Consider the following 24,780-nt stretch of genomic DNA (forward strand, 5'->3'; position numbering starts at 1 on the left):
AGACGACTTATTTGGCGATAGCAGGAGCGCGCCCCGGCAGAGCTGGGGTGCGCTCTTTTATATTGGCGCGCTCACTGGGCCAACCGCTCGCGCAGCAGCGCGGCGATGACGGCGGGGTCGCCGCGGCCGCCGGGTGCTTTCATCGTGCGGCCCACCAGCGCCTGCAATGCGCTGCTCTTTCCCCTTTTATAGTCGCCCACCGAGCGGGCGTCAGCGGAAAGCACCTGCTCGACATAGGGGACCAGCTGGGCCGGGTCGGTCAGCTGCCAGAGGTCTTCGCCGGCGATGATCGCTACCGGGTCGCCGTCTTTTTTCCACAGCCGCGGCAGCAGTTGGCGGGCAGTGCTGCTACCGATCTTTTTTTGGCCCAGCAGGTCGCACAGAGTGGCCAGGTGGGCCGGGGCGATGGGGATGGTGCTATCTTCCCCATCGCCCAGCAGGCGCAATATCTGGCTCAGTACCAGGTTACACAGCAGCTTGGGGTAGGCGGTGAGCTGGGCGGCTTGCTCGAAGTAGTCGGCCACCTGGCGGTCGGCGGTGAGCTGCTCGGCGTCGGAGGGGGTGAGACCAAAGTCGCGCTGGTAGCGGGCGCGGCGCGCATCGGGCAGAGTGGGTATCTCGGCGGCCAACTGCCGCAGCCAGGTCTCGTCCACCCGGATGGGCACCAGGTCGGGGTCGGGAAAATAGCGGTAGTCGTTGGCATTTTCTTTGCGGCGCATAGAGTGGGTCTTGCCGTCTTTTTCGTCGAAGCGGCGGGTCTCTTGCACCACCGGCTCGCCTGCCTGCAGCAGAGATACCTGGCGGCAGAACTCGTAGTTGATGGCTTTTTGGATAAAGGAGAAGGAGTTTAGGTTTTTGAGCTCGGCGCGCTTACCCAGTGCGCTCTGCCCCTGGGGGCGCACCGACAGGTTGACGTCGCAGCGCAGCGATCCCTCCTGCATTTTGCAGTCGGACACACCGGTGTAGAGCAGCACCGAGCGCAGCTTTTGCAGATAGGCCACCGCCTCCGCAGCCGAGCGGATATCCGGCTCGGAGACGATCTCGATGAGTGGGACACCACAGCGGTTGCAGTCGAGCAGTGTGCCCTGGACCGAGTCGTGGATGAGTTTGCCGGCGTCTTCTTCGATGTGGATACGGGTGATGCCGATGCGTTTGGCACCGGACTTGGTCTGGATATCCAGATGGCCGCGGCTGCACAGCGGCAGGTCGTACTGGGAGATCTGATAGGCTTTGGGCAGGTCGGGGTAAAAGTAGTTTTTGCGATCCTGTTTAGAAAAGCCGGCGATCTCGCAATTCAGGGCCAGACCAGCTTTGACGGCGTAGGCCACCACCTGCTGATTGAGCACCGGCAGACTGCCGGGCAGACCGGTGCAGACTGGGCAGCACTGGGTGTTGGGGGCAGCGCCAAAGGTGGTGGGACAGTCGCAGAATATCTTGGTCTCTGTTTTGAGCTCGGCGTGGACCTCCAGCCCGATGACCATCTCGTAGCTCGTATCCATCATGCTCTCTCCTCTCTATAGCTCTGGGCGAAGTGGTGGGCGGCCCGCAGGATCTGCGCCTCGCCGAAGTGGCGGCCGATGAGCTGCATGCCTACCGGCAGGCCCTGTTCGTCGCGGCCGCAGGGCAGGCTGACGGCGGGCAGGCCGGCGATATTCACCGGTACGGTATACACGTCGCCCAGGTACATCTGCATGGGGTCGCCCTGCTTTTCACCCAGCTTGTAGGCGGTGGTGGGGGCCACCGGCGAGAGCACCATATCACAGGTATCTAAGATGCGGGCAAAGTCTTGCACCACCAAGGTGCGCACCTGTTGGGCTTTTTTGTAGTAGGCGTCGAAGTAGCCGGCAGAGAGCACGAAGGAACCCAGCAGGATGCGGCGCTTGACCTCGGCCCCAAAGCCCTGACTGCGGCTTTTTAGATAGATCTCGTCGCGGGAGGTAAAGCCGGCGGCGCGAAAGCCGTATTTGACCCCGTCGAACCGGGCCAGGTTGGAGGATGCCTCAGCCGAGGAGATGACGTAGTAGGCCGGCAGCGCGCTGTCGAGACTGGGCAGTGTGGTCTCTACGATCTCGGCGCCCAGCTGCTCAAAGCGACGGGCGGCGGCCAGGATGCCCTGCTTGACCGGCGCGCTGAGGCCGGGGCCGAAATACTCCCGCGGGAGAGCGATCTTGAGCCCGCTTATATCTTGCCACAGGGCGGTGCGGGTGGACGTGTAGTCGCGGGGGGCGGAAGTGGCGTCGCGGGGGTCGTGCCCGCAGATGGCGTCGTAGAGCAGGGCGACATCTTCTACCGTATTAGCCAGCGGGCCGATCTGGTCGAGTGAGGAGGCGAACGCCACCAGCCCGTAGCGGGAGACGGCGCCGTAAGTGGGCTTGAGCCCCACCACCCCGCAGTAGGCGGCCGGCTGGCGGATGGAGCCGCCAGTATCGGACCCCAGGGCCAGCGGCGCCTGCCGGGAAGCCACCGCCGCAGCGCTGCCACCGGAGGAGCCGCCGGGCACACGGGTGGGATCGACCGGGTTTTTGGTGGGGTGAAAGTGGGAGTTCTCGGTGGTGGAGCCCATGGCGAACTCGTCCATGTTGGTTTTGCCCAGCCGCACCGCCCCGGCGGCCTGCAGTTTTTTAAAGGCGGTGGCGCTGTAGGGGGGCGTAAAATCGGCGAGCATTTTGGAGGCGCAGGTGGTGCGCACCCCGGCGGTGCAGATGTTGTCTTTTACCGCTACCGGCAGCCCGCACAGCGACCCGGCACGGCCCTGGCGGCGGGCAGTATCGGCGGCATCGGCAGCCGCCAGGGCCTCTTTGGCGGTGACGGTGAGGTAGGCGCCGATGTGGCGATCCGTCTTTTCTATCTGCTCGAGATAGGCGGCGGTGATCTGGCGGGCGCTCAGCTCGCGTTTCTCCATGGCCGCCAGCAGCTCGGCAGCGGTGTGCGCGGTGATCTGTTTCATGCTTTTGCCCCTCCTTTTTCGTCGCGGTCGGGCAGGCGAATATAGTTTTTATAGGTGGTGGGGGCCATCGCCAGCAGCTGGTCGTGAAAATCGCCGGGGGATGGGACATCGGGGCGAAACACGTTCTGCAGCGGCAACACGTGGGCGGTGGGCTCGACCCCGGCGGTGTCGATGGCGGCCAGCTGGCCGGTAAAATCGAGCATCGCGTGCAGGTCGGCGGCTGTCTTCTCCCGCTCGGCGGGCGTCAGCTCCAGCATGGCCAGAGCGGCGACGGCGTCTACGTCTACCGCCGGGGCTGCCGGCGGCTGAGCGCCGCCGGCAGTGGGCCGGCCACCTTCCAGGTGCAGGGCGGCGAGCTGGGCGGCATCGACCCGACCCGGCGCGCCGGTGAGCGGACAGGCGGCGTCTTTGGATTTGGGGAAAGCGATGACATCGCGCAGTGAGGCGGCCCCCAGCAGCAGCATGGCCAGCCGGTCGAGGCCAAAGGCAAAACCGCCGTGAGGCGGGGCGCCGTAGCGGAAGGCCTCGATGAAAAAGCCGAAGCGCTGCTCGATCTGCTGCTGGGTGAAACCCAGCGCGGCGAACATCTGCCGCTGGATGTCGGGGCGGTGGATGCGCATGGAGCCGCTGCCCAGCTCGACGCCGTTGAGCACCACGTCGTAGGCCTGGGCCCGTACCCTGCCGGGATCGCTTTGCAGATAGGGCAGATCTTGCTCGCAGGGCATCGTAAACGGGTGGTGGGTAGAGACCCAGCGCTTTTCCTCGGCAGAGTACTCGAACTGGGGAAAGTCGGTGACCAGCAAAAAGCGGTATTCGCCGGGGCGGCGCAGACCGAGCATATCGGCGACAGCCAGGCGCAGTGTGCCCAGTGTGCGGCGGACGGTGGCCAGATCGTCGGCACAAAAGAGGATGAAATCGCCGTTTTGGGCACCGGTAGCGGCGGTGATCGCGGCGATCTCCTCTGCAGTGAGGTACTTGGTGAGGATGGAGCAGACCTGGCCATCGGGGCGCAGGGAGAGCCAGGCCATACCGCCGGCGCCACAGCGGCGGGCGATGGTGGTGAGACGGTCGATCTGAGTGCGGGTAAAGGCGTCGCCGCCGGGTACACAGATGGCCCGCACCACCCCGCCGCCGTCGCACACCCGGCGAAAGACCGAGAAGCGGCATTGGGCGGCGATAGCGGTGATATCGGTGATGGGCAGGCCAAAGCGGAGATCGGGTTTATCGCTGCCGTAGAGGTCCATCGCCTGCTGCCAGGTGAGATGGGGAAAAGGACTTTCGACCCGGATACCGGTCACCTCTTGCACCACCGTTTTAAACAGGTCTTCGAGATGGGCGAGGATATCTTCCTGATCGACGAAGGAGAGCTCCATATCTACCTGGGTGAATTCGGGCTGACGGTCGGCCCGCAGGTCCTCATCGCGAAAACAGCGGGCTACCTGGTAGTAGCGGTCGAGGCCCCCCACCATGAGCAGCTGTTTAAACAGTTGCGGCGATTGGGGCAGCGCATAGAAATCGCCGGGGTGGACCCGGCTGGGGACCAGGTAGTCGCGTGCGCCTTCGGGGGTGCTTTTGGTGAGGATGGGCGTCTCGACCTGCCAAAAGCCATGGGCGTCGAGGTAGTTCTCGGTGGCGCGCTGCAGCTGGTGGCGAAAGCGCAGGTTGTGCTGCAGCTGCGGCCGCCGCAGATCGAGGTAGCGATAGCGCAGCCGCAGATCCTCCCGCACCGAGCCGGCCTGTTCAATAAAAAAGGGCAGCGTGTCGGCGGTGGAGAGCAGCTCCAACCGGGTGGCGCGCAGCTCGATGGTACCGGTGGGCAGCTTGGGGTTGTAGGTCTCGGGGTCGCGGATACAGATGGGGCCCTGTACGGCGAGTACCGACTCGTTTTTCAGGTGCTCGGCCACGGCGAACTCGGCGGCCGAGAGATCGCGGCGGTCAAACACCACCTGTAGCAGGCCGGTGCGGTCGCGCAGGTCGATAAAGATGACGCCGCCCATGTCGCGGCGCGTTTGGGCCCAGCCGCAGGCGGTGACCGTTTGGCCCACCAGGTCCTCGGTAAGGGAGCCACCGTAGTGGCTGCGTTTTAGTTTCACTGTCTCTTCACGCCTTTCTCTTTGGTGCTTGCCATACAAAGCGCCGGGGCGGCGGGAGATGATGGGCGGTGACGGGGCTGCCGCGACGAGCGCCGCGCCCGTAACAGACTGCTGGGGGCCGGAAATCGCGGGGCGAACAAAAAAAGCCCGCCGACCCAAACAGATCTGTTTGGGACGACGAGCCTATGTGCTCACCGCGGTACCACCCAATGTGGCAGCCCCATGAGAAGCTGCCCCCTTATCCGGCACGGGCGCCATTTTTGAGGGCCGATGCCTGTTGGCTGTAACGCGCCAAACGCGGTCAAGTCTACTCGCTCTCGCTTTCGGTTGACAGCTCCGGGATGTTCTTCGGCCAGAAATCCGCGCTGCGATCGCACCCCCCGCAGCTCTCTGTGGCTACCATTCTGGCTTACTCTTCCCATCGTTGCTTTTGTATGGTAAAGATATTTATTTGGCGCCGGAGGTATGCTCCGACTATGGGTCATATGATAAGCTTGCGCGGGACATTTGTCAATATACAGAGAAAAGTTTGGCAAAAATAGACGGCGGCGCGCCCGGCGGTAGGGAGGTGCGTCGTGAAGAAAGCACAGATTATGCGGGGCGAGCGGCGCGAAAACGGCGGAGCAGATAGTTTTCTGCCCTGAACCACAGATACCCCACCAGACAGTTTAGGAGCAGTGCCGCGGGGAGGACACGGTAGTTGCCCACCCGGTTGCACAGCCAGATCTGCTTTTGGACCAGCGCCTGCAGCGGGCCGTAAAAGAGCATTTGGGATAAAAATATGTGGTACGACGCCTGACCGATTTCGCACAGGGGCCTAAAAACACGGTGGTGGCGCGCCAGGAACGACTCGTGCTGCAGTGCCCACCACACCACGGCAAACGCCAGCAAAGCGACCGGCAGCGACCTGGAGGTCCAGCGGTAAAAGAGCCTGGGGCTGTAGCCGAGATACCCAGTGGCCCCCAGAAAGAGCAGCCCGACAGCGGCGGCGAGATGCGGGAGATAGCTGCCGCGCAGCCGCTTCCCATACATGTATAGAGCCATGCCCAGCAGCGCGAACGGCAGGTGGCGAAAGCCCAGGATGCGGTAGAGGGCATCGTCTATATAGGTGCGGGCAAACACCTCGTAGAGCACTGCCAGCCCCAGCCCCGACACGGTGGCGACCAGCGGCATCTTTTTTATAAAGACATAGAGCAGCGGCGCGCACAACAGCACCTGCAAAAAGGCCAATGGGTAATAGCTGCCGGGACCCCATCCGCCGTAAAAGACTGTGCTGTATAAAACGCTACGGGCAGAGGCTTTTAGGGCGTGTACATCGAGCCCACCCGTTAAAAAGAGGAGCAGCACCTCGGCCGTCAGGCAGATACAGTAGGGCAGCAGTACACGGGTCAGCTTTTTACCCAGAACGGATCTGTCAAAGTGTTTTAAAAAGCCGCTGATCTGTGCTCTTTCTGCCGAGAGGAAAAAGGTATACCCGGTCATGACCATAAACACAGGCACTGCCAGGTCGAGCCAAAAAGGGGCCAGCAGGCGGTGGCGCTGTTCATCGGTAAAGGAAAAGTGGGTGATCACCACCATGAGTATAAAGATGGCCTTTAAGCAGTCGAGACTGTAGACCCGCTTTGAATGCATTGTCGACTGATTTTGCACAGATTTTCATTCTTGTTAAAAGTGACCGCAAATCAATAAAAAAGAGCCCTATTTCTAGGGCTCGATACGCTTTGTAAAGGAGAACGAAAATCTGTACTTTAATAGTCGCTGCTGTAGGAGAGCGAGTAGCCGTCGGCAATGAGGTCGAGAGCCATACCGGTGCCGATAGCCACGCAGTCGATGGGGTTCTCGGACACCCGGCACTGCACGCCGGTCTCGCCGGAGATGAGCTCGGGCAGGCCCTTGATAAGGCTGCCGCCGCCGGTGAGCAGGATACCGTCTTCCAGAATATCGCCCACCAGTTCGGGCGGGGTCTTTTCCAGCACGCCTTTGACAGCCACCACCAGCGTCATGGCGAACTCGTTTAAGGTGGGGATGAACTCGTCGGAGGTGACGGTGATCTTGACCGGCAGGCCGGTCTCGAGGCTGCGGCCCTTGATCTCCATCTCGGTATCTTCCATCACCTTTTTGACCGAGCCGATCTCTTTTTTGAGGCGCTCAGCGGTCTTTTCGCCGATGAGCACCTTGTGGTTGAGACGCACATACTGGATGATGCGGTCATCGAACTGGGTACCGGCACATTTGACCGAGGTGGAATCGACCACGTCGTTTAAAGAGATGACGGCGATGTCGGCGGTGCCGCCGCCGATATCCACCACCATGCGGCCGCGCGGCAGCGAGATATCTACCCCACTGCCCAGGGCGGCGGCGATGGGCTCCTCGACCAAAAAGGTTTTGCGGGCACCGGCGGAGAGCGCGGCATTGACCGCGGCCCGGGCCTCGACATTGGTGACTGCCGAGGGGACACAGATGGCCACCTTGGGCTTGACCACATAGGAGGAGGACACCTTTTTGATAAAGTATTTGACGATCTCCTCGGTCATGTCGATATCGGAGATGACACCGTTTTGCAGCGGGCGCTCCACCACGATGTGGGCTGGGGTCTTGCCGGCCATCTCGTACGCCTTTTGGCCGATGGCCAGCACGCTGTCTGTTTTTTTGTTGACGGCCACTACCGAGGGCTCTTTGCTGACGATGCCTTTGCCCACTACGTAGATGATGATGGAGGTGGTACCCAGATCGATACCGATGTCGTAATTTGCCATGCGCTTAAACTCCTCTATAGACTGGGGGGCGGTGGGACCGCCCCGCGCTTATTGTGCGGTGTGAACAGCCCGCGGGAAAGCGGGCCGTGTGGGTACTATGCGCCATCGGGGAGCTTGTCCCCTTTTTGCAGCGCGGCAGCGGCACAGCACAGGTAGACCTGTCTGCAGCCCCGCACCCGCAGCATTTTGGCACATTCACCGGCAGTGGCGCCGGTGGTGAGGATATCGTCGACCAGCAGTACCGCCCGGCCCCGCACCCGCTGCGGGTCTTTTACCTCGAACGCGCCCAACAGATTGGCGCTGCGCGCCAGCTTGGGCAGAGTATGCTGGGCCGCCGTGGGGTAGATCTTTTTGAGCAGATCGCCCCAAAAGGGCAGCCCCAGCTGAGAGGCCAACTGCCGGGCCAGCACCGCCGCGTGGTCGTACCCCTTTTGGCGGCGCTTTTGGGGCGACATGGGCACCGCCGTTACCGCGGCGATATCGCCCAGGGGCAGGTGCGCCCGCGCACAGGCGGCCATATAGACGGCCAATGCGCGACCGCTGCCGGCGCGGCCGGAGAATTTGTACCGTCCCAGCGCCCGCTGCACCTCTCCCCGGTAGATAAACGGGGCCACGTCTTTTTCGACATAGGGCAGTGTGCGGCCAAAATAGGCGAAAATACCCCTTTGATTTATTGTATCGGAAAGCCGCGATTTTTGCAAATCGCAGTCGGGGCAGATCACCTGCCCGCCGGGGATTGGTCGGTCGCAAAAGGGGCACAGATCGGGGTAGAAAAAACGCAGCAGCGCCGCGGCGACACTTTTGACGTGCGAGATCGCGAGCCCCTCCCCTCTTTTATGTAGGCTGCCCCAAAAATATAGGCGGCAGGCCGGGCGGTGAAAATGTGGCCGGCACGGACTTCACCTGCTAATCCATAATATCGTGGATAAAGGCGCCCAGGCCGCTGTAGCGCAGCGTTTTGCGGTTATTTTCGACCATCATGGACACCGCCTGCGGACTTCCCACCATCACCAGCAGCTTTTTGGCGCGGGTGACGGCAGTATACAGCAGGTTGCGGTAGTAGAGCTTGGGATTGGGCTCGAGCAGCGAGAGAATGACCACATCGAACTCGCTGCCCTGGCTCTTGTGCACGGTGACAGCGTAAGCCAGCTCGATCTCGCGCAACATGTCGGCGGTGTAGGTGGCGGTCTTTTCCTCATCGAAGAGGATCTGCACCAGACCGTCGCGGCGGTCGATGTGGGTGATGAGGCCCATATCGCCGTTGAAGATACCGGTCCCTTTTTCGCCGTCGGACTTTTTGTAGAGGATATCGTAGTTGTTTTTGGTCTGCATGACCTTATCGCCCACCCGAAAGGAAAAGCCCATGCTCTTGATCTCGGGCTTGTCCGGCGCGGGGGGGTTTAGCCGCTCGCGCAGCTGCAGATTGAGGTTTTCACAGCCGCAGAGGCCCCGCCGCCCGGGGGACAGGATCTGGATGTCGCCGGGAGAGACCCCGTAGGCTGCCGGCAGGCGGCGGGCGATGAGGTCCTCGATGAGCTGCAGGCCGCCGGCTTTGCCGGGGGCGCGGAGAAAGAAAAAGTCGCTGTCGCGGCGGGAGAGATCGGGCAGTTGGCCGGTGAGGATCTGGTGGGCGCTGGTGACGATGGCGCTCTGGGCCGCCTGGCGAAAGATGTGGGACAGACGAATGGTGGCAAAGCAGCCGCTGTCGATGATGTCTTTGAGCAGGTTGCCCGGCCCCACCGAGGGCAGCTGATCGTAGTCGCCCACGAGCACCAGTTTGCAGGTGAGCTTCATGGCTCGCAGCAGCGCCTCCAGCAGCAGCACGTCGACCATGGAGGCCTCGTCTAAAATGAGCACGTCGCAGTCGAGCAGGTCGTCTTCCCCTTTGGAGAAAGAGAGCGTGCCGTCTTTTTGATAGCCGGCCTCCAGCAGGCGGTGGATGGTCTTGGCCTCGGACCCGCACAGGTCGGTCATGCGCTTGGCGGCGCGGCCGGTGGGGGCGCACAGCGCCACCTTTTTGCCGTCTTCCTCGAACAGCGAGATCATGGCGGCCATGGTGGTGGTCTTGCCGGTACCGGGACCGCCGGTAAGCACCACAAAGCCCTGACGCATGGCGCTGGAGATGGCCTGCCGCTGGCTGTCGGCGTAGGTGATATCCAGCTTTTTTTCCTGGGCGGCGATGGCCTTATCCCACTTGGTGCCGCTATCGGGCATGACCGCGGTCATCATCTGCAGACGGGTGGCGATATACCCCTCGGCCCGGTAGAGATCGGGCAAAAAGACCATGCTCTTACCGCGGACCATGTACTCGACCAGATCGTTTTCCTCCAGCATGGCCGCCAGCACCTGGGCCACCGGCTCCTCCTCGAGGGCGATATAGTCTGTGGCCACCTGCAGCAGGCGGCTCTTGGGCAGGCAGGTGTGGCCGTTTTGCAGGTTGTGGCGCAGCACGAACTCCAGAGCGGCGCGGATGCGCTCGGGCGCCGAGAGCGGCATTTGCAGCTGGCGGGCGATATCGTCGGCGCGGTCGAAGGAGATGCCGATAAAGTCGCAGCAGAGGCGGTAGGGGTTTTGGGTGACGATCTCCTGGGCCATAGCGCCCCACATCTTCCAGACGCGGATGCTCTCGGCCGGGGTGAGGCCGTACTGGGTGAGGAAGGCCATGACCGTGCGGATACCGAAGATGCGCTTGTACTCCTCGCCGATCTGCTCGGCTTTTTTGGGGGTGATGCCCCGCACGGCGCACAGCCGCTGCGGCTCGCGCTCGATGACCTCCAGCGTATTCGCGCCGAATTCGTCGACGATACGGCGGGCCATGACCGGGCCAATGCCTTTGATGGCGCCGGAGGCCAGATACTTGAGCAGCGCGCCGGTGGTGGCCGGCAGCCGGGTGGTGCAGAGACTGGCCTTGAACTGGCGGCCAAAAGTGGGGTGATTGACAAAGCAGCCGGTGAGCTCTACCTCTTCGCCCTGATGGACGTCGGGGAACTCTCCCACGGCGGTGAGCAGTTCGTCTTGATACTCGATATCGATGACGGCAAAGCCGTTTTCTTCGTTTTTATAGATGACACCTTCGACGGTGCCGGAGATCTGGATCAGCGGTTGTTCCATGGCGCCCCCTGTGACTGCGCTGTAGGTGAGATTTTGGCCGCCCGCACCGGCGGCCGCACAGCATCGTATACAGGTACAGTATACCCATTTCGCCGTCGCTTTGCAAACGTTCGTTTTGCCCTCCGCCGACTGGGGCGGAACACAGCCGGGCCCTCACGGCCGCACCACCCGCCCGGAGGCGAGATCGGGCAGCTGGGTGGCGGAGAGCACCTGCAGCTGCATGGGGCAATCGGCCAGAAAGCGGCGCAGCACCTGGTCGCATTCACCGGTGAGCGGCTTTTCGGCCAGCAGGTAGACCTGGCAGCGAAAGCAGCTGTACTCCTGTGTGTTTTTTAAATTGTGGAGGATGTTCTCGAGGTCGCGCTCATTCCCCTGCAGCGGCAGCATCAGCGTGAGCTGCCGGCGGCGGCAACTGTCGAGCCGGTCGCCCAACATGCGCACCACCTCCCACAAGCCCAGCGCCGCCAGCACCACCAAAAACAGCATCGTGATCAGTTTCATGACAAGAGCCCCCTATCTTAAAAATTCTACCCATTCTATGAAAACAGAAGAAAAAGGGTCACTCCCAGACCGATTTGTGGCTTTTCTTTTATGGGCCGCCGCGCTACAATGGGGGAAAGCGGATACCGTATGTATCGTGTACACCGGCAACGCGCCGGGGGCTGTTCGGGCTTTGGCGGAGCCGGGACCTCCCGACGGCAGGCAGAACCGGGGGAGGGCAAATATGGACCGAGAGATCGCGCTGCGGCCGGTGGATGAACACAACCGGGCGCAGGTGCTGGCGCTGCGGGTAGAAAAGAGCCAGCAGAACTTTATCGAGACCACTGCCCGCTGCCTGCAGGAGGCGGCAGAGCTGGCGCTGTGGAGACCGCTGGCGGTATGCGCCGGCGAAACGGTGGTGGGCTTTTGCATGTATGGGTTGTGGGAAAAAGAGGGGCCTGGCGGCCGCCTGTGGATGGACCGGCTGCTCATCGACCAGCGGTATCAGGGCCGGGGCTACGGGCGGGCGGCGCTGAGAGCGGTGCTGCGGCGCATGGCCGACGAGTACCCCCGGCACCGGCACATCTACCTGAGCCTGTACCGAGACAACACTGCTGCCACTGCGCTGTACCAGTCGCTGGGCTTTGTGTTTACCGGCGAGCGGGACCACAAAGGCGAATTTCTGATGCGCATCGACCGGGCACAAGTGCTGGCCCTGTAGTGTGCGCCGTATGCGCCCGGTCCCACAGATACGGCCACAAAAAAGAGAGCACCTGGGGCGGGCAGACAGTTTCTGCGCCGCGGCCGGGTGCTCTCTTTTTGATCTCTTATATTTTTGTTTCAGGGGCTGCGATGTTTTTGGGGAGATGTAAGTTGGGAGAAGCGCAGTGCCACCTCTGCTGCACAATGTGCAGCAGAGGTGGCACCGACATCGAGGAAAGCAGTGGGCGTACGGGCCCGCGAGCGGCACTTTTCGCCTGGGATGCGAAGCCTTTACGCACACCCGGCTTTTCCCCCTTCTTACTCCTTTTTTATCTCGTTAGGCCGAGGTTTTACCGTAGACGGCGGCTTTGAGGGCGTCGACCCGGTCGGTGTCCTCCCAGCGGACGCCCAGGTCCTCGCGGCCCATATGGCCATAGGCGGCCAGCTGGCGGTAGATGGGGCGGCGCAGGTCGAGATCTTTGATGATGCGGGCGGGGCGCAGGTCAAATACCTGGCCCACTGCCTCGGCCAGCTTTTCGTCGCTGACGGCACCGGTGCCAAAAGTATCGACGAACACCGAGACCGGGTGGGCCACACCGATGGCATAGGCCAGCTGGATCTCACACTTTTTGGCCAGGCCGGCGGCGACGATATTTTTGGCCACGTAGCGGGCGGCGTAAGCGGCGGAGCGGTCGACCTTAGTGGGGTCTTTGCCGGAGAAGGCGCCACCGCCGTGGCGGCCGGTGCCGCCGTAGCTGTCGACGATGATCTTGCGGCCGGTGACGCCGCTGTCACCCTGCGGGCCGCCGATGACGAAACGGCCGGTGGGGTTGACCAGAATGCGGGTGCTCTCGTCCAGCAGGTCGCGGGGCACGATGGGGTCGATGACCAGCTTTACCAGATCGCGGCGGATCTGTTCCAGAGAGACTTCGGGGCCGTGCTGAGTAGAGATGACGATGGTGTCGATGCGCACCGGGCGGTCGTCTTCGTACTCGACGGTGACCTGGGTCTTGCCGTCGGGGCGCAGGTAATCGACCAGCTCCTGTTTGCGCACCTCGGTGAGGCGTTTGGCCAGCTTATGCGCCAGGCTGATGGGCAGCGGCATGAGCTCGGGCGTCTCGTCGCAGGCGTAGCCGAACATCATGCCCTGATCGCCGGCGCCGGTCTCGTCGGCGTCGGCATCCTGCTGGCCGACCTTGGACTCGAGCGCCTTGTCGACGCCCATGGCGATGTCGGGCGACTGCTCGTCGATGGAGGTGAGCACGCTGCAGGTCTCGCCGTCAAAACCGTATTTGGCGCGGGTGTAGCCGATGTCGGCGATGACCTGACGGGCCAATTTTGGGATATCGACATAGCAGCTGGTGGAGATCTCGCCCATCACCAGCACCATACCGGTGGTGACGGCGGTCTCGCAGGCCACACGGCCGCTGGGGTCTTTTTCTAAGATCGCATCGAGCACCGCATCGGAGATCTGGTCGCAGATCTTATCGGGATGGCCCTCGGTGACCGATTCGGATGTAAACAGATGTCTTGCCATACTATGCACTCCTTTTGTAATGCCGGGCCGCCCTTAACCGGCGGCTATGAAAAAATGGATGTGACTTTTAAATCCCTGCGTTTTGGGCCTTGTCCTGCCGTTTTTGTACAGGCAGTAAAAAAGAGCGCCCATACCGAGCGCTCTATACTTTTTTAAGCGGCCTTATCTCTCGGTAGTACCGTAGGATTTAGCACCTTGCAAACTTGCAGGTTGCCGGGTTTCACAGGGCCTAGTCCCTCCACCACTCGCAATAAGGTATTTAATTGTCGAGAGTTATTATACTAGACCTGTCTGGATTTGTCAATGCGTGTCGGAGCGGCTTTGGGCTGCCGGTGTACCAGGCCGGAGAGACGCTTGTAGAGCAGGAAGGTGAGCAGCGAGATGACCACCCCTTTGATGAGGTTAAAGGGTACTACCCCCACCCAGATATAGGCGGCGATGCTGTTTATATTTTTGTTGATGGCCTGACAGGCACCGACGATGGCCTCGATGGGCATGATCTTGGAGTAGAAAGGGATGAGCAAAAACCAGTTGCTCAGCGCCCCCACTGCGACGAGAATGACCGTGCCCACCGACAGCGAGATGAGCGCGCCTTTGCGGTTGTGTACATAGCGGTAAAGATAGCCGCACAGCAGGGCAAAGCTGGCCAGCATGAGGAAATCGGCCAGCTCGCCCACGCCGCCGGTCTGGGTGGAGAGCAGGTGCACCAGGTCTTTGACCAGGGTGATGCCCACCGCCTGCCAGGGGCCAAACAGAAAAGCGGCCAGCAGGATAGGCGCACCGCTGATATCGAGTTTTAAAAACGGGGGCAGGAACGGGAGCGGCATCTCAATATACATGAGCAAGGTGGATATGGCGGCAAACAGCGCCATATAGGTGAGTGTGCGGACACGGTCGTTGCGTTGCATAGGGGTACCTCCAGCGATAATAAATGTGCGCGGGTGTACTCTTTACGGATACTGGTACTGACACCTGCGCCGGGAGGTCTGCTCTGGGAGGCTCACCGCGCTGGAATACTGTGTATATACCCCACCGGCTACGGAGGCTGCGGGACAAAAAGAGCCCACAGCTGTAGCTGTGGGCGAAAAAACACGATATACCGACAGAGATGCTGCCGCGGTGTGTCGTTTCTTCTATCCGGACTATACCGTCGGCTCTGGAATCACACCAGATCAGCGCACAGCAGAGACTGTGCGGTCGCGGGCTCGGGGCAACGCCCCTTACCGCCGGTGAGGAATCGCACCTCGCCCTGAAACAGACTGCACCTATATTATAGCGCGCTGATGGGGTTTGTCAACACTGATCTGCCGGCACAAAACAACATATTTTATGCGCATTATACGTTTTGTATATAATTTGTGACGATCTATGGCCTTTGCAGGGGCGGTGTGTCGTTTGTGGGGGACTCTGCCGGTGACGGCGAGTCATCCATTTTGAGGTACTGCTCTTCTGCCTCTATCTGAGCCTGTTTGAGCAGCTCGATACAGTCGGTAACCTGGTTAAAAAGATAGGTATATAGTCTTTGATAATCTGTCAAAAGTATCACCTCTTCTAACTTACTATAGATATTATTTATCTAAATGTCAATAGATAGATTTTATCTATCGTATGCTTTACTCGGGTGATAAAGATGAAAAACAGGATGCGCGATCTGCGGGAGGATCACGATCTATCACAGCGACAGGTGGCGGCGGCGCTGGGCATTACGCAGCGCAAATACAGCTACATAGAGACCGGTACTCAGCCGTTGACCGAGGATATTCTGGTAGGGTTAGCCCACTTTTATGGGGTGAGTACCGATTATATTCTGCGATTGACGGATGATGCGCAGTCCGGCAGAAAATAGCATATACAGGACCACTGTGGAAAAGGTCGGGCTGCCAACTGGATTTTGGCAGGACCGGCCTTTTTATGTGGAGATATTCTATGTAGGAAATGTAGAGATCATGCAAAAAGAGAGCTGTACGAAACGTACAGCTCTCTTTTATAGCAGCTTAAAAAGCTAAATTAGCCGTTGATAGCGGTAACAACGCCCGAACCAACAGTGCGGCCACCCTCGCGGATAGCGAAACGCAGGCCTTCCTCGATAGCGATCGGGGTGATCAGCTCAACGTCCATGGTGACGTTATCGCCAGGCATGCACATCTCGGTGCCCTCGGGCAGGGTGATGACGCCGGTCACGTCGGTAGTTCTGAAGTAGAACTGGGGACGATAGTTGTTGAAGAAAGGAGTATGACGGCCGCCCTCTTCCTTTTTCAGGATGTAGACCTGGCCAGCAAACTTGGTGTGGGGGTTGATGGAGCCGGGTTTGGACAGAACCTGACCGCGCTCGATCTCGTTTCTCTGCACACCGCGCAGCAGGGCGCCGATGTTGTCGCCAGCCTCGGCGTAGTCCAGGATCTTTCTGAACATCTCGATACCGGTAACAACGGTCTTGGCTCTCTCGTCGGTCAGGCCGATGATCTCGACTTCGTCGCCGGTGTTCAGCTGGCCTCTCTCCACACGACCGGTGGCAACGGTGCCGCGGCCGGTGATGGTGAAGATGTCCTCAACAGGCATCAGGAAGGGCAGGTCGGCTTTTCTCTCCGGAGTGGGGATGTAATCGTCGACAGCGTCCATCAGCTCGAGGATGGGAGCGTACTCGGGGGCGTTGATGTCGGTGCTGGTGGACTCGACAGCGGCCAGAGCGGAACCCTTGATGATGGGGGTGTCGTCGCCCGGGAACTCGTACTCGTCCAGCAGCTCGCGGACTTCCATCTCCACCAGCTCCAGCAGCTCCTCGTCGTCGACCTGATCGGCCTTGTTCATGAACACGACGATGTAGGGAACGCCGACCTGACGGGACAGCAGGATGTGCTCACGGGTCTGGGGCATCGGGCCGTCAGCCGCGGAAACAACCAGGATAGCGCCGTCCATCTGAGCAGCACCGGTGATCATGTTCTTGACGTAGTCAGCATGGCCGGGGCAGTCGACATGGGCGTAGTGGCGCTTGTCGGTCTCGTACTCTACGTGAGAGGTGTTGATGGTGATGCCGCGCTCTCTCTCCTCGGGGGCTTTGTCGATCATGTCATAGGCCTCGTACTGAGCCTGGCCCTTGAAAGACAGCACTTTGGTGATAGCAGCGGTCAGGGTGGTCTTGCCGTGGTCAACGTGGCCGATGGTACCAATGTTCACATGGGGTTTGGTTCTTTCAAAATGAGCTTTTGCCATGGTATTTCCTCCTTTTATGCAAAGAAAATAGTTTTTGGTGGTTTCATTGTATCAAGAGCGATACAAAAAAGCAAGACTACTCGCCCTTTTTGGCTCTGGCGTTCATGATGCCCTCGGCGATCGATTTGGGGACCTCCACATAGTGGCTGGGCTCCATCGAGTACTGGCCACGGCCCTGGGTCTTGGAGCGCAGGTCGGTGGCGTAGCCGAACATCTCGGACAGAGGTACAAAGGCGTTGATCTGCTGGGAACCAGGTCTGGACTCCATGCCCTGGATCTGGCCACGGCGGGAGTTCAGGTCGCCGATAACGTCGCCCATGTACTCCTCGGGGACGATGACGGCAACTTTCATGATGGGCTCGAGCAGGACGGGGTTGGCCTTGGCCATACCCTCTTTGAAAGCCATGGAGCCGGCGATCTTAAAGGCCATCTCGGAGGAGTCGACCTCGTGGTAAGAACCGTCGAACAGCTCGACTTTCACATCCACCACCGGGTAGCCGGCCAGCACACCGGTCTGCATGGCGCCCTGGATACCGGCGTCGACAGCGGGGATGTACTCTTTGGGGATGGCGCCGCCAACGACTTTGTTGACGAACTCGTAGCCCTTGCCGGTCTCGTTGGGGATCAGGCGGATCTTGACGTGGCCGTACTGGCCGCGGCCGCCGGACTGACGGGCGTATTTGTGATCGACCTCTTTTTCGGTGCGGATGGTCTCGCGGTAGGCGACCTGGGGTTTGCCCACGTTGGCCTCGACGCGGAACTCGCGCAGCAGACGGTCGACGATGATCTCGAGGTGCAGCTCGCCCATACCGGCAATGATGGTCTGGCCGGTCTCCTCGTCGGTGTAGGTCCTAAAGGTGGGGTCCTCTTCAGCCAGTTTGGCCAGCGCGATACCCATCTTCTCCTGACCAGCTTTGGTCTTGGGCTCGATGGCGACGCGGATAACGGGCTCGGGGAACTCCATGGACTCGAGGATGATGGGGGCTTTGGGGTCGCACAGGGTGTCGCCGGTGGTGGTGTTCTTTAGGCCCACGGCAGCGGCGATATCGCCGGCGTAAACTTCCTCGATATCTTTTCTGTGGTTGGCGTGCATCTGCAGGATGCGGCCGATACGCTCGTTGTTTCTCTTGACCGAGTTGTACACGGTGCTGCCGGCATGCAGCACACCGGAGTACACGCGGAAGAAGCACAGCTTGCCCACATAGGGGTCGGTGGCGATCTTAAAGGCCAGCGCCGAGAAGGGCTCGTCGTCGGAGGACGGACGGGTCTCCTCTTCCTCGGTGTCGGGGTTCACGCCCTTGATATCGTCGATATCGGTGGGGGCGGGCATGTAGTCGATCACTGCGTCGAGCAGGGGCTGTACGCCCTTATTCTTGTAAGCAGTACCGCACAGCACCGGCACGAAGTCGTTGGCGATGGTGGCCTTACGGATGACTTTCTTCATCTCGGGGATGGAGAGCTCCTCGCCCTCGAGATACTGCATCATCAGGTCTTCATCCTGCTCTGCAACAGCCTCGATAAGCTCGCTGTGATATTTTTCTGCCAGTTCCTTCATATCCTCGGGGATGTCCTCCTCGCGGATATCCTGACCCAGATCGTCGTAATACACCTCGGCCTTCATGGTGAGAAGGTCAATGATGCCGCGGAAGGTCTCCTCGGCGCCGATGGGCAGCTGCAGGGGAACTGCATTACATTTTAAGCGGTCTTTCATCATGGAGACAACGTTGTAGAAGTCGGCGCCCATGATGTCCATCTTGTTGACGAACGCCATGCGGGGGACTCTGTAGTTGTCTGCCTGACGCCAAACAGTCTCTGACTGGGGCTCAACGCCGCCTTTGGCACAGAAAACTGTTACAGAACCATCGAGCACGCGCAGGGAGCGCTCCACCTCAACGGTGAAGTCCACGTGTCCGGGGGTGTCGATGATATTGATGCGATGGCCCTTCCAGTGGGCAGTGGTAGCAGCGGAGGTAATGGTGATACCGCGCTCCTGCTCCTGCGCCATCCAGTCCATTGTTGCTGCACCGTCGTGGGTCTCACCGATCTTGTGGTTAACACCGGTGTAGAACAAGATACGCTCGGTGGTGGTGGTTTTACCAGCATCAATGTGAGCCATTATGCCAATATTCCGGGTGAGTTCGAGAGATACGTCTCTTGGCATAGTGCCCTCCTTAAACTGTGTGTGACCTGTATCGCTACAGGAAAAAATCTAAAACTGGCAAAACGGCCCACATGGGCCGTACGCCACAGCGCGGGCAAAAGGCTTGTCCGGGCTGTATTCCTACCAGCGGTAGTGGGCAAACGCCTTGTTGGCCTCTGCCATCTTGTGGGTGTCCTCACGCTTTTTGACAGAACCGCCGGTGTTGTTGACGGCGTCCATCATCTCGGCTGCCAGGCGCTCTTTCATGGTTCTCTCGGAGCGCTTGCGGGCGTACAGCGTGAGCCAGCGCAGACCCAGGGTCTGACGTCTGGCGGGGCGGACCTCCATGGGGACCTGGTAGGTGGCGCCACCGACACGGCGGGCCTTGACCTCTAAGACAGGCATGATGTTCTCGAGGGCCTGCTCGAAGACCTCTACGGGGTCTTTACCGGTCTTTTCGTTGACGATATCGAAGGCACCGTACACGATCTTCTGGGCCACACCTTTTTTGCCATCATACATGATGGAGTTGATCAGGCGGGTCACCATCTTGGAATTGTACAGCGGATCGGCTAATACGTCGCGTTTTGCAATTTTACCTCTTCTTGGCACTTTGCTTCCCTCCTTCATATAAATGAATTCACAGGTACTCGAAAGCGACAAAACTCCCGTATTGCCAAGACGAGACATTTATAAAAAATGCCATCATCTGGCTATAACAAGTCTTGTTTACTTCGAAGCACCAGCCTTCGGACGTTTTGCGCCGTACTTGGAGCGCGCTTTCATACGTCCGTTAACGCCCTGGGTATCCAGAGTGCCGCGGATGATGTGGTAACGCACACCAGGCAGGTCCTTGACACGTCCACCGCGGATCAGTACAACCGAGTGCTCCTGCAGGTTGTGGCCGATACCGGGGATGTAAGCCGATACTTCCATTCCGTTGGTCAGTTTCACACGGGCGATCTTTCTCAGCGCCGAGTTCGGCTTCTTCGGGGTCATGGTTCTAACGGCAGTGCATACGCCGCGCTTTTGCGGAGAAGACATGTCGGTCTGCTGTTTCTTGATGGTGTTCAGGTTTTTCTGCAGGGCCGGAGCAGTCGATTTCTTCACAGAAGCAGTTCTGCCTTTGCGAACGAGCTGGTTAAAGGTTGGCAATGTATTTACACCTCCTTGAAAATGAGTCAGTTGGGCCATCTAGACATGGCTCAACATTTGAATTTTAACACCTATACAATTATTTTGTCAAGCTTTTAGGTAATATTGCCACATAAAAAGTTTGTCATGCGGCATTTATGAAAGTTTTTCCGTTTTTGGGTAAATAATCAGCCTCGTAAAACCGTGTTTCTGGTTTTTTATGCAGCTCTGTCAAGACCGGGCTGCTGCGTGACAGGCGGGGCGCGCAGAACAGACTGGACCAGACCGGACCGGGTGCAAAAGAACGGTTGGCAGCGGTGGTATACTGTGTATATAAAAGGAAAGAAGATGCCAGGCGCGCAGAGTGCCCGGCGATGACAGACGGAGGTAGAGACCATGACATACGCGATCGTTTACAGCAGCCGAACCGGCAACACAGCCCAGTTGGCAAAGGCGCTGCCGCCACTGTGGGCGGGAAGCGGGCCGCTGTACTGCGGGGCCCCGGACGATGCGGCACTGGCGGTCGATCTGATCCTGGTGGGGTTTTGGACTGATAAGGGCGGGTGCGACCAGCAGACAGCTGCCTTTTTGCCCCAGCTGCACGGCAAGACGGTGGCGCTGTTCGGCACCGCCGGGTTTGGCGGCAGCCGCGACTACTTTGACCGCATTTTAGAGCGGGTGGCGGCGCTGGCGCCGTCGGATGCCCGTCTGTTGCCGGGCTTTATGTGTCAGGGCAAAATGCCCGGGAGCGTGGGGCAGCGGTACCGGCAGATGCTAAAAGACGACCCGGGCAACGCACAGGCGCAGGCCATGCTGCAAAACTTTGACGCCGCGCGCAGCCACCCCGACGCACGGGACTTGACGGCGCTAAAGCGGTGGGCGCTGGCGCTGGTACAGGGGCTATAAAATACACCTCTCCCCTGCTCAGTGCGCCAGTTAGACGGCCGCAGGCCAACGCCAGAAAGCCAGCGGGCGTACGGGAATGGCCGGGGCGGAGAGAAAAAGAGCAGGGGCAAAAGCCTCTGCTCTTTTGTCGTTTTAGGATAAATTACTCGCCGATCTGGTCGAGCTGGAACTCGCAGGGAGCCACCTTGGAGACCAGGTCCTCGGGGGTGCGCTTGACGACCTCGACATCGTTGTAGATGGGCATACCGGTACCGGCCGGGATGAGCTTACCGATAATGACATTCTCTTTGAGGCCGATGAGCGGATCTGCTTTGCCTTTGATGGCGGCGTCGGTGAGCACACGGGTGGTCTCTTGGAAAGAGGCGGCCGAGAGGAAGCTCTCGGTGGCCAGAGAGGCCTTGGTGATACCCAGCAGCACCGGGATATAGTTGGCCTTTTGCAAGCTGACCTCGCCCGCGGCGATGCGGCGCTCGATCTCCTGATTGGCCTTGATGAAATCGCCTTTTTCGACCACCGAACCGGAGATGAGATTGGTGTCGCCGGCGTTGTCCACCCGCACCTTCTTCATCATCTGGCGGACGATGACCTCGATATGCTTATCGTTGATGTCAACGCCCTGCAGGCGGTAGACGCGCTGCACCTCTTGGATGAGGTAATTCTGCACGGCAGTCTCGCCCTTGATGGCCAGCACGTCGTGGGGATAGACCGAGCCCTCGGTAAAGGTATCGCCGGCCTCTACATACTGGCCCTCGGTGACCCGGAGACGAGAGCCATAGGGGATGAGGTAGCTGCGCTCGTCTTTGGTCTCGTTGTTGGTGACCACCACGTGACGGGCCTTTTTGATCTCGCGGATGGAGACCACACCGTCGATCTCGCTGATGATGGCCATGGTCTTGGGCCGGCGGGCCTCGAACAGCTCCTCGACGCGGGGAAGACCCTGGGTGATATCGTCAGCCGAGGCGATACCGCCGGTATGGAAGGTACGCATGGTCAGCTGGGTGCCGGGCTCGCCGATGGACTGGGCGGCGATGATACCCACCGCCTCGCCGATGGCGATCTCTTTTTTGTTAGCCAGGTTGGCGCCGTAGCACTTGGCACAGATGCCGTGGGTGGCGTCACAGGTGAGGATGGAGCGGATCTTGGCACTCTTGACCCCGGCGGCCACTACCTGAGCGGCGATGGTATCGGTGATCAGCGTATCACAGTCGACCAGCACTTCGCCGGTCTCGGGGTGCAGGATGGGCTCGGCGGCATAGCGGCCGGTAAGGCGCTCCTGCAGCGGCTCGATCATCTCGTTGCCCTCACGGATATCTTCGACCACGATGCCATTATGGGTACCGCAGTCCTCTTCCCAGACGATGACCTCCTGCGAGACGTCCACCAGACGGCGGGTCAGGTAACCCGAGTCGGCGGTACGCAGCGCGGTGTCGGCCAGGCCCTTACGGGCGCCACGGGAGGAGATGAAGTACTCCAGGATGTTGAGGCCCTCGCGGTAGTTGGCCTTGATGGGCAGCTCGATGGTCTTACCGGAGGTGTTGGCAATCAGGCCGCGCATGCCGGCCAGCTGGCGGATCTGGTTGATGGAACCGCGGGCGCCGGAGTCGGCCATCATGAAGATGGGGTTATACTGGTCGAGGTTGTCGGTCAGGGCGTCGGACACCTTGCTGGTGCAGTTATCCCAGATCTCGATGACCTTGGCATAGCGCTCGTCGTCGGAGATGAGGCCCTTGTTGTACAGGCTGACCACCCGGTCGATCTGCTCGTCGGCCTCGGCCAGATAATCGGCTTTCTGGGGCGGGATCTCGGCATCGCAGACGGCCACGGTGATGGCGCCTTTGGTGGAGTACTTAAAGCCCTGGGCCTTGATCTTGTCGAGCACCTCGGAGGTGGTGGCGGTGCCGTGCACCTGGATGCAGCGGTCGATGATATCGCCCAGCTGCTTTTTGGTGACCAGGAAATCCACTTCCAGGTCTATCTTCTTGTCGGGGTCGGAGCGGTCGACATACCCCAGATCCTGCGGGATGGGGGTGTTAAAGATCAGCCGGCCCACGGTGGTATCGATGATCTTGGAGCAGCGCTCGCCGTCAATCTCGCGGATGAGGCGGACCTTGACCCGGGCGTGCAGCCCTACCGAGCCCTCCTGATAGGCCATAAGGGCCTCGGCCTCGTCGCGGAAGATCATCCCCTCGCCCGGCTCGCCGGGCTTCTCCATGGTCAGGTAGTAGGAGCCCAGCACCATGTCCTGGGTGGGCACCGCCACCGGGCGGCCGTCGGAGGGTTTTAACAGGTTGTTGGCCGCCAGCATGAGGAAGCGGGCCTCGGCCTGCGCCTCGGCCGACAGCGGCACGTGCACGGCCATCTGGTCGCCGTCGAAGTCGGCGTTGTAGGCGGTACAGACCAGCGGGTGCAGTTTGAGAGCGCGGCCCTCGACCAGCACCGGCTCGAAGGCCTGAATGCCCAGACGGTGCAGAGTAGGCGCGCGGTTGAGCAGCACCGGGTGGCCCTTGATGACGATCTCGAGGGCGTCCCACACCTCGTTGCGGGCGCGCTCGACCATCTTGCGGGCGCTCTTGATGTTGCCGGCGGCGCCGGTCTCGACCAGGCGTTTCATGACGAAGGGCTTAAACAGCTCCAGCGCCATCTCTTTGGGCAGGCCACACTGGTACATTTTCAGTTCGGGGCCGACCACGATGACTGAACGGCCGGAGTAGTCGACGCGTTTGCCCAGCAGGTTCTGACGGAAACGGCCCTGTTTGCCCTTGAGCATATCCGACAGCGACTTGAGCGGCCGGTTGTTGGGGCCGGTGACCGGGCGGCCGCGGCGGCCGTTGTCGATCAGGGCGTCTACTGCTTCCTGCAGCATGCGCTTCTCGTTGCGCACGATGATATCGGGCGCGCCGAGCTCGAGCAGCCGTTTGAGGCGGTTATTGCGGTTGATGACCCGGCGGTACAGGTCGTTCAGGTCGGAGGTGGCAAAACGGCCGCCGTCGAGCTGTACCATGGGGCGGATATCCGGCGGGATGACCGGGATGACATCCAGGATCATCCACTCGGGCTTGTTGCCGGAGAGGCGGAAGGCGTCGACCACTTCCAGCCGCTTGAGCAGCCGGATGCGCTTTTGACCGGTGGCGGTCTCCAGTTCCTCTTTGAGCTCTTTGCTCAGGGCCTCGAGGTCGATATCCTGCAGCAGCTTTTTGATGGACTCGGCGCCCATGCCGGCCTCGAACTCGTCCTCGTACTTCTCGCGCATATCCCAGTACTCTTTTTCGCTGAGCAGCTGCTTTTTCTCCAGCGGCGTAAAGCCGGGATCGGTGACGATGTAGGAGGCGAAGTAGAGCACCTTCTCTAACAGGCGCGGAGAGATATCGAGAATGAGGGCGATGCGGGAGGGAATGCCCTTAAAGTACCAGATGTGCGACACCGGCGCGGCCAGCTCGATGTGGCCCATGCGCTCACGGCGCACCTTGGCGCGGGTGACCTCGACGCCGCAGCGCTCGCAGACCTTGCCTTTATAGCGCAGCCGTTTATACTTGCCGCAGTAGCACTCCCAGTCCTTGGTGGGCCCGAAGATGCGCTCACAGAACAGGCCGTCGCGCTCGGGCTTTAGGGTGCGGTAGTTGATGGTCTCGGGTTTTTTGACCTCGCCATGGGACCACTCCCGGATCTGCTCCGGGGAGGACAGGCCGATCTTGATCGATTCAAAAACATTAAATTCCATAGGCGTCCCCTTTTTCTATATCAGAAGGCATGTTTTCCGTTTTTTG

The 24,780-nt window shown here is 60.3% G+C and carries 19 protein-coding genes, 2 riboswitches and 1 other annotated feature; of the genes, 3 read left to right on the top strand and 16 right to left on the bottom strand.

The features are described 5' to 3' along the window. Nucleotides 1-71: 71 nt before the first annotated feature. The 8 genes from gatB to C6Y32_RS08560 all read right to left on the bottom strand — a co-directional run bounded on the left by gatB (nucleotide 72) and on the right by C6Y32_RS08560 (nucleotide 11,408). Complete coding sequence (gene gatB, locus C6Y32_RS08525) at nucleotides 72-1,502, bottom strand: Asp-tRNA(Asn)/Glu-tRNA(Gln) amidotransferase subunit GatB (protein WP_475600679.1); 1,431 nt, start codon at nucleotides 1,500-1,502, stop codon at nucleotides 72-74. After that, nucleotides 1,499-2,947: an Asp-tRNA(Asn)/Glu-tRNA(Gln) amidotransferase subunit GatA gene (gene gatA / locus C6Y32_RS08530; RefSeq protein WP_105204884.1), complete on the bottom strand. Its 1,449-nt coding sequence runs from the start codon at nucleotides 2,945-2,947 to the stop codon at nucleotides 1,499-1,501. Before gatA ends, gatB begins: the two co-directional genes overlap by 4 nt. After that, a complete protein-coding gene (gene aspS / locus C6Y32_RS08535) occupies nucleotides 2,944-5,040 on the bottom strand; it encodes an aspartate--tRNA ligase (RefSeq protein WP_105204885.1) in 2,097 nt (698 codons plus the stop codon). Before aspS ends, gatA begins: the two co-directional genes overlap by 4 nt. Nucleotides 5,041-5,207: 167 nt before the next feature. Beyond that, nucleotides 5,208-5,474, bottom strand: a binding site (T-box leader). Between the two features lie 157 nt (nucleotides 5,475-5,631). After that, nucleotides 5,632-6,690: an acyltransferase family protein gene (locus tag C6Y32_RS08540; RefSeq protein WP_129589422.1), complete on the bottom strand. Its 1,059-nt coding sequence runs from the start codon at nucleotides 6,688-6,690 to the stop codon at nucleotides 5,632-5,634. Between the two features lie 98 nt (nucleotides 6,691-6,788). Next, nucleotides 6,789-7,796 (bottom strand): rod shape-determining protein, encoded by a 1,008-nt coding sequence (gene mreB / locus C6Y32_RS08545; RefSeq protein WP_105204887.1) that lies wholly within the window; start codon nucleotides 7,794-7,796, stop codon nucleotides 6,789-6,791. Between the two features lie 95 nt (nucleotides 7,797-7,891). Then, nucleotides 7,892-8,518 (bottom strand): ComF family protein, encoded by a 627-nt coding sequence (locus C6Y32_RS08550; RefSeq protein WP_105204888.1) that lies wholly within the window; start codon nucleotides 8,516-8,518, stop codon nucleotides 7,892-7,894. A gap of 184 nt (nucleotides 8,519-8,702) precedes the next feature. After that, a complete protein-coding gene (gene recD2, locus C6Y32_RS08555; RefSeq protein ID WP_105204889.1) occupies nucleotides 8,703-10,907 on the bottom strand; it encodes an SF1B family DNA helicase RecD2 in 2,205 nt (734 codons plus the stop codon). A gap of 153 nt (nucleotides 10,908-11,060) precedes the next feature. Next, a complete protein-coding gene (locus tag C6Y32_RS08560) occupies nucleotides 11,061-11,408 on the bottom strand; it encodes a hypothetical protein (RefSeq protein ID WP_105204890.1) in 348 nt (115 codons plus the stop codon). Nucleotides 11,409-11,631: 223 nt separating this feature from the next. On the opposite strand from C6Y32_RS08560, the gene C6Y32_RS08565 reads away from it, so the two are divergent. Next, nucleotides 11,632-12,108 carry a GNAT family N-acetyltransferase gene (locus C6Y32_RS08565; protein WP_105204891.1) on the top strand — a complete coding sequence of 159 codons (477 nt, stop codon included), beginning with the start codon at nucleotides 11,632-11,634 and terminating at the stop codon, nucleotides 12,106-12,108. Nucleotides 12,109-12,426: 318 nt separating this feature from the next. On the opposite strand, the gene metK is transcribed toward C6Y32_RS08565, so the two are convergent. The 3 genes from metK to C6Y32_RS15365 all read right to left on the bottom strand — a co-directional run bounded on the left by metK (nucleotide 12,427) and on the right by C6Y32_RS15365 (nucleotide 15,163). Next, complete coding sequence (gene metK, locus C6Y32_RS08570; RefSeq protein ID WP_105204892.1) at nucleotides 12,427-13,626, bottom strand: methionine adenosyltransferase; 1,200 nt, start codon at nucleotides 13,624-13,626, stop codon at nucleotides 12,427-12,429. 159 nt (nucleotides 13,627-13,785) lie between these two features. Beyond that, nucleotides 13,786-13,883, bottom strand: a riboswitch (SAM riboswitch). A gap of 24 nt (nucleotides 13,884-13,907) precedes the next feature. Further along, nucleotides 13,908-14,534, bottom strand: coding sequence for an ECF transporter S component (locus tag C6Y32_RS08575; RefSeq protein ID WP_105204893.1), 627 nt, complete (start codon nucleotides 14,532-14,534; stop codon nucleotides 13,908-13,910). Between the two features lie 213 nt (nucleotides 14,535-14,747). Further along, nucleotides 14,748-14,887: riboswitch (FMN riboswitch) on the bottom strand. Between the two features lie 105 nt (nucleotides 14,888-14,992). Further along, a complete protein-coding gene (locus tag C6Y32_RS15365; protein ID WP_164998192.1) occupies nucleotides 14,993-15,163 on the bottom strand; it encodes a hypothetical protein in 171 nt (56 codons plus the stop codon). Between the two features lie 93 nt (nucleotides 15,164-15,256). Between C6Y32_RS15365 and C6Y32_RS08580 the strand changes: the two genes are divergently transcribed. Next, nucleotides 15,257-15,472, top strand: coding sequence for a helix-turn-helix domain-containing protein (locus tag C6Y32_RS08580; RefSeq protein ID WP_105204894.1), 216 nt, complete (start codon nucleotides 15,257-15,259; stop codon nucleotides 15,470-15,472). 161 nt (nucleotides 15,473-15,633) lie between these two features. On the opposite strand, the gene tuf is transcribed toward C6Y32_RS08580, so the two are convergent. The 4 genes from tuf to rpsL form a co-directional block, all read right to left on the bottom strand. Further along, nucleotides 15,634-16,836, bottom strand: coding sequence for an elongation factor Tu (tuf, locus tag C6Y32_RS08585; protein WP_105204895.1), 1,203 nt, complete (start codon nucleotides 16,834-16,836; stop codon nucleotides 15,634-15,636). A 76-nt stretch (nucleotides 16,837-16,912) separates the two neighbouring features. Continuing rightward, nucleotides 16,913-18,997, bottom strand: coding sequence for an elongation factor G (fusA, locus tag C6Y32_RS08590; protein WP_105204896.1), 2,085 nt, complete (start codon nucleotides 18,995-18,997; stop codon nucleotides 16,913-16,915). Nucleotides 18,998-19,117: 120 nt separating this feature from the next. Further along, a complete protein-coding gene (gene rpsG, locus C6Y32_RS08595; RefSeq protein ID WP_178089874.1) occupies nucleotides 19,118-19,588 on the bottom strand; it encodes a 30S ribosomal protein S7 in 471 nt (156 codons plus the stop codon). Nucleotides 19,589-19,705: 117 nt separating this feature from the next. Then, a complete protein-coding gene (gene rpsL, locus C6Y32_RS08600; RefSeq protein WP_105204898.1) occupies nucleotides 19,706-20,131 on the bottom strand; it encodes a 30S ribosomal protein S12 in 426 nt (141 codons plus the stop codon). A gap of 375 nt (nucleotides 20,132-20,506) precedes the next feature. Between rpsL and bilS the strand changes: the two genes are divergently transcribed. Further along, entirely contained in the window at nucleotides 20,507-21,016 is a 510-nt protein-coding gene (bilS, locus tag C6Y32_RS08605; RefSeq protein ID WP_105204899.1) for a flavodoxin family protein BilS, read from the top strand. A gap of 142 nt (nucleotides 21,017-21,158) precedes the next feature. Here bilS and rpoC read toward each other — a convergent pair whose 3' ends face one another. Next, entirely contained in the window at nucleotides 21,159-24,734 is a 3,576-nt protein-coding gene (gene rpoC / locus C6Y32_RS08610; RefSeq protein WP_105204900.1) for a DNA-directed RNA polymerase subunit beta', read from the bottom strand. Nucleotides 24,735-24,780: the final 46 nt, after the last annotated feature.

Source organism: Neobittarella massiliensis (ex Bilen et al. 2018) (assembly GCF_900289145.1).
GTDB classification, from domain to species: domain Bacteria; phylum Bacillota; class Clostridia; order Oscillospirales; family Ruminococcaceae; genus Neobittarella; species Neobittarella massiliensis.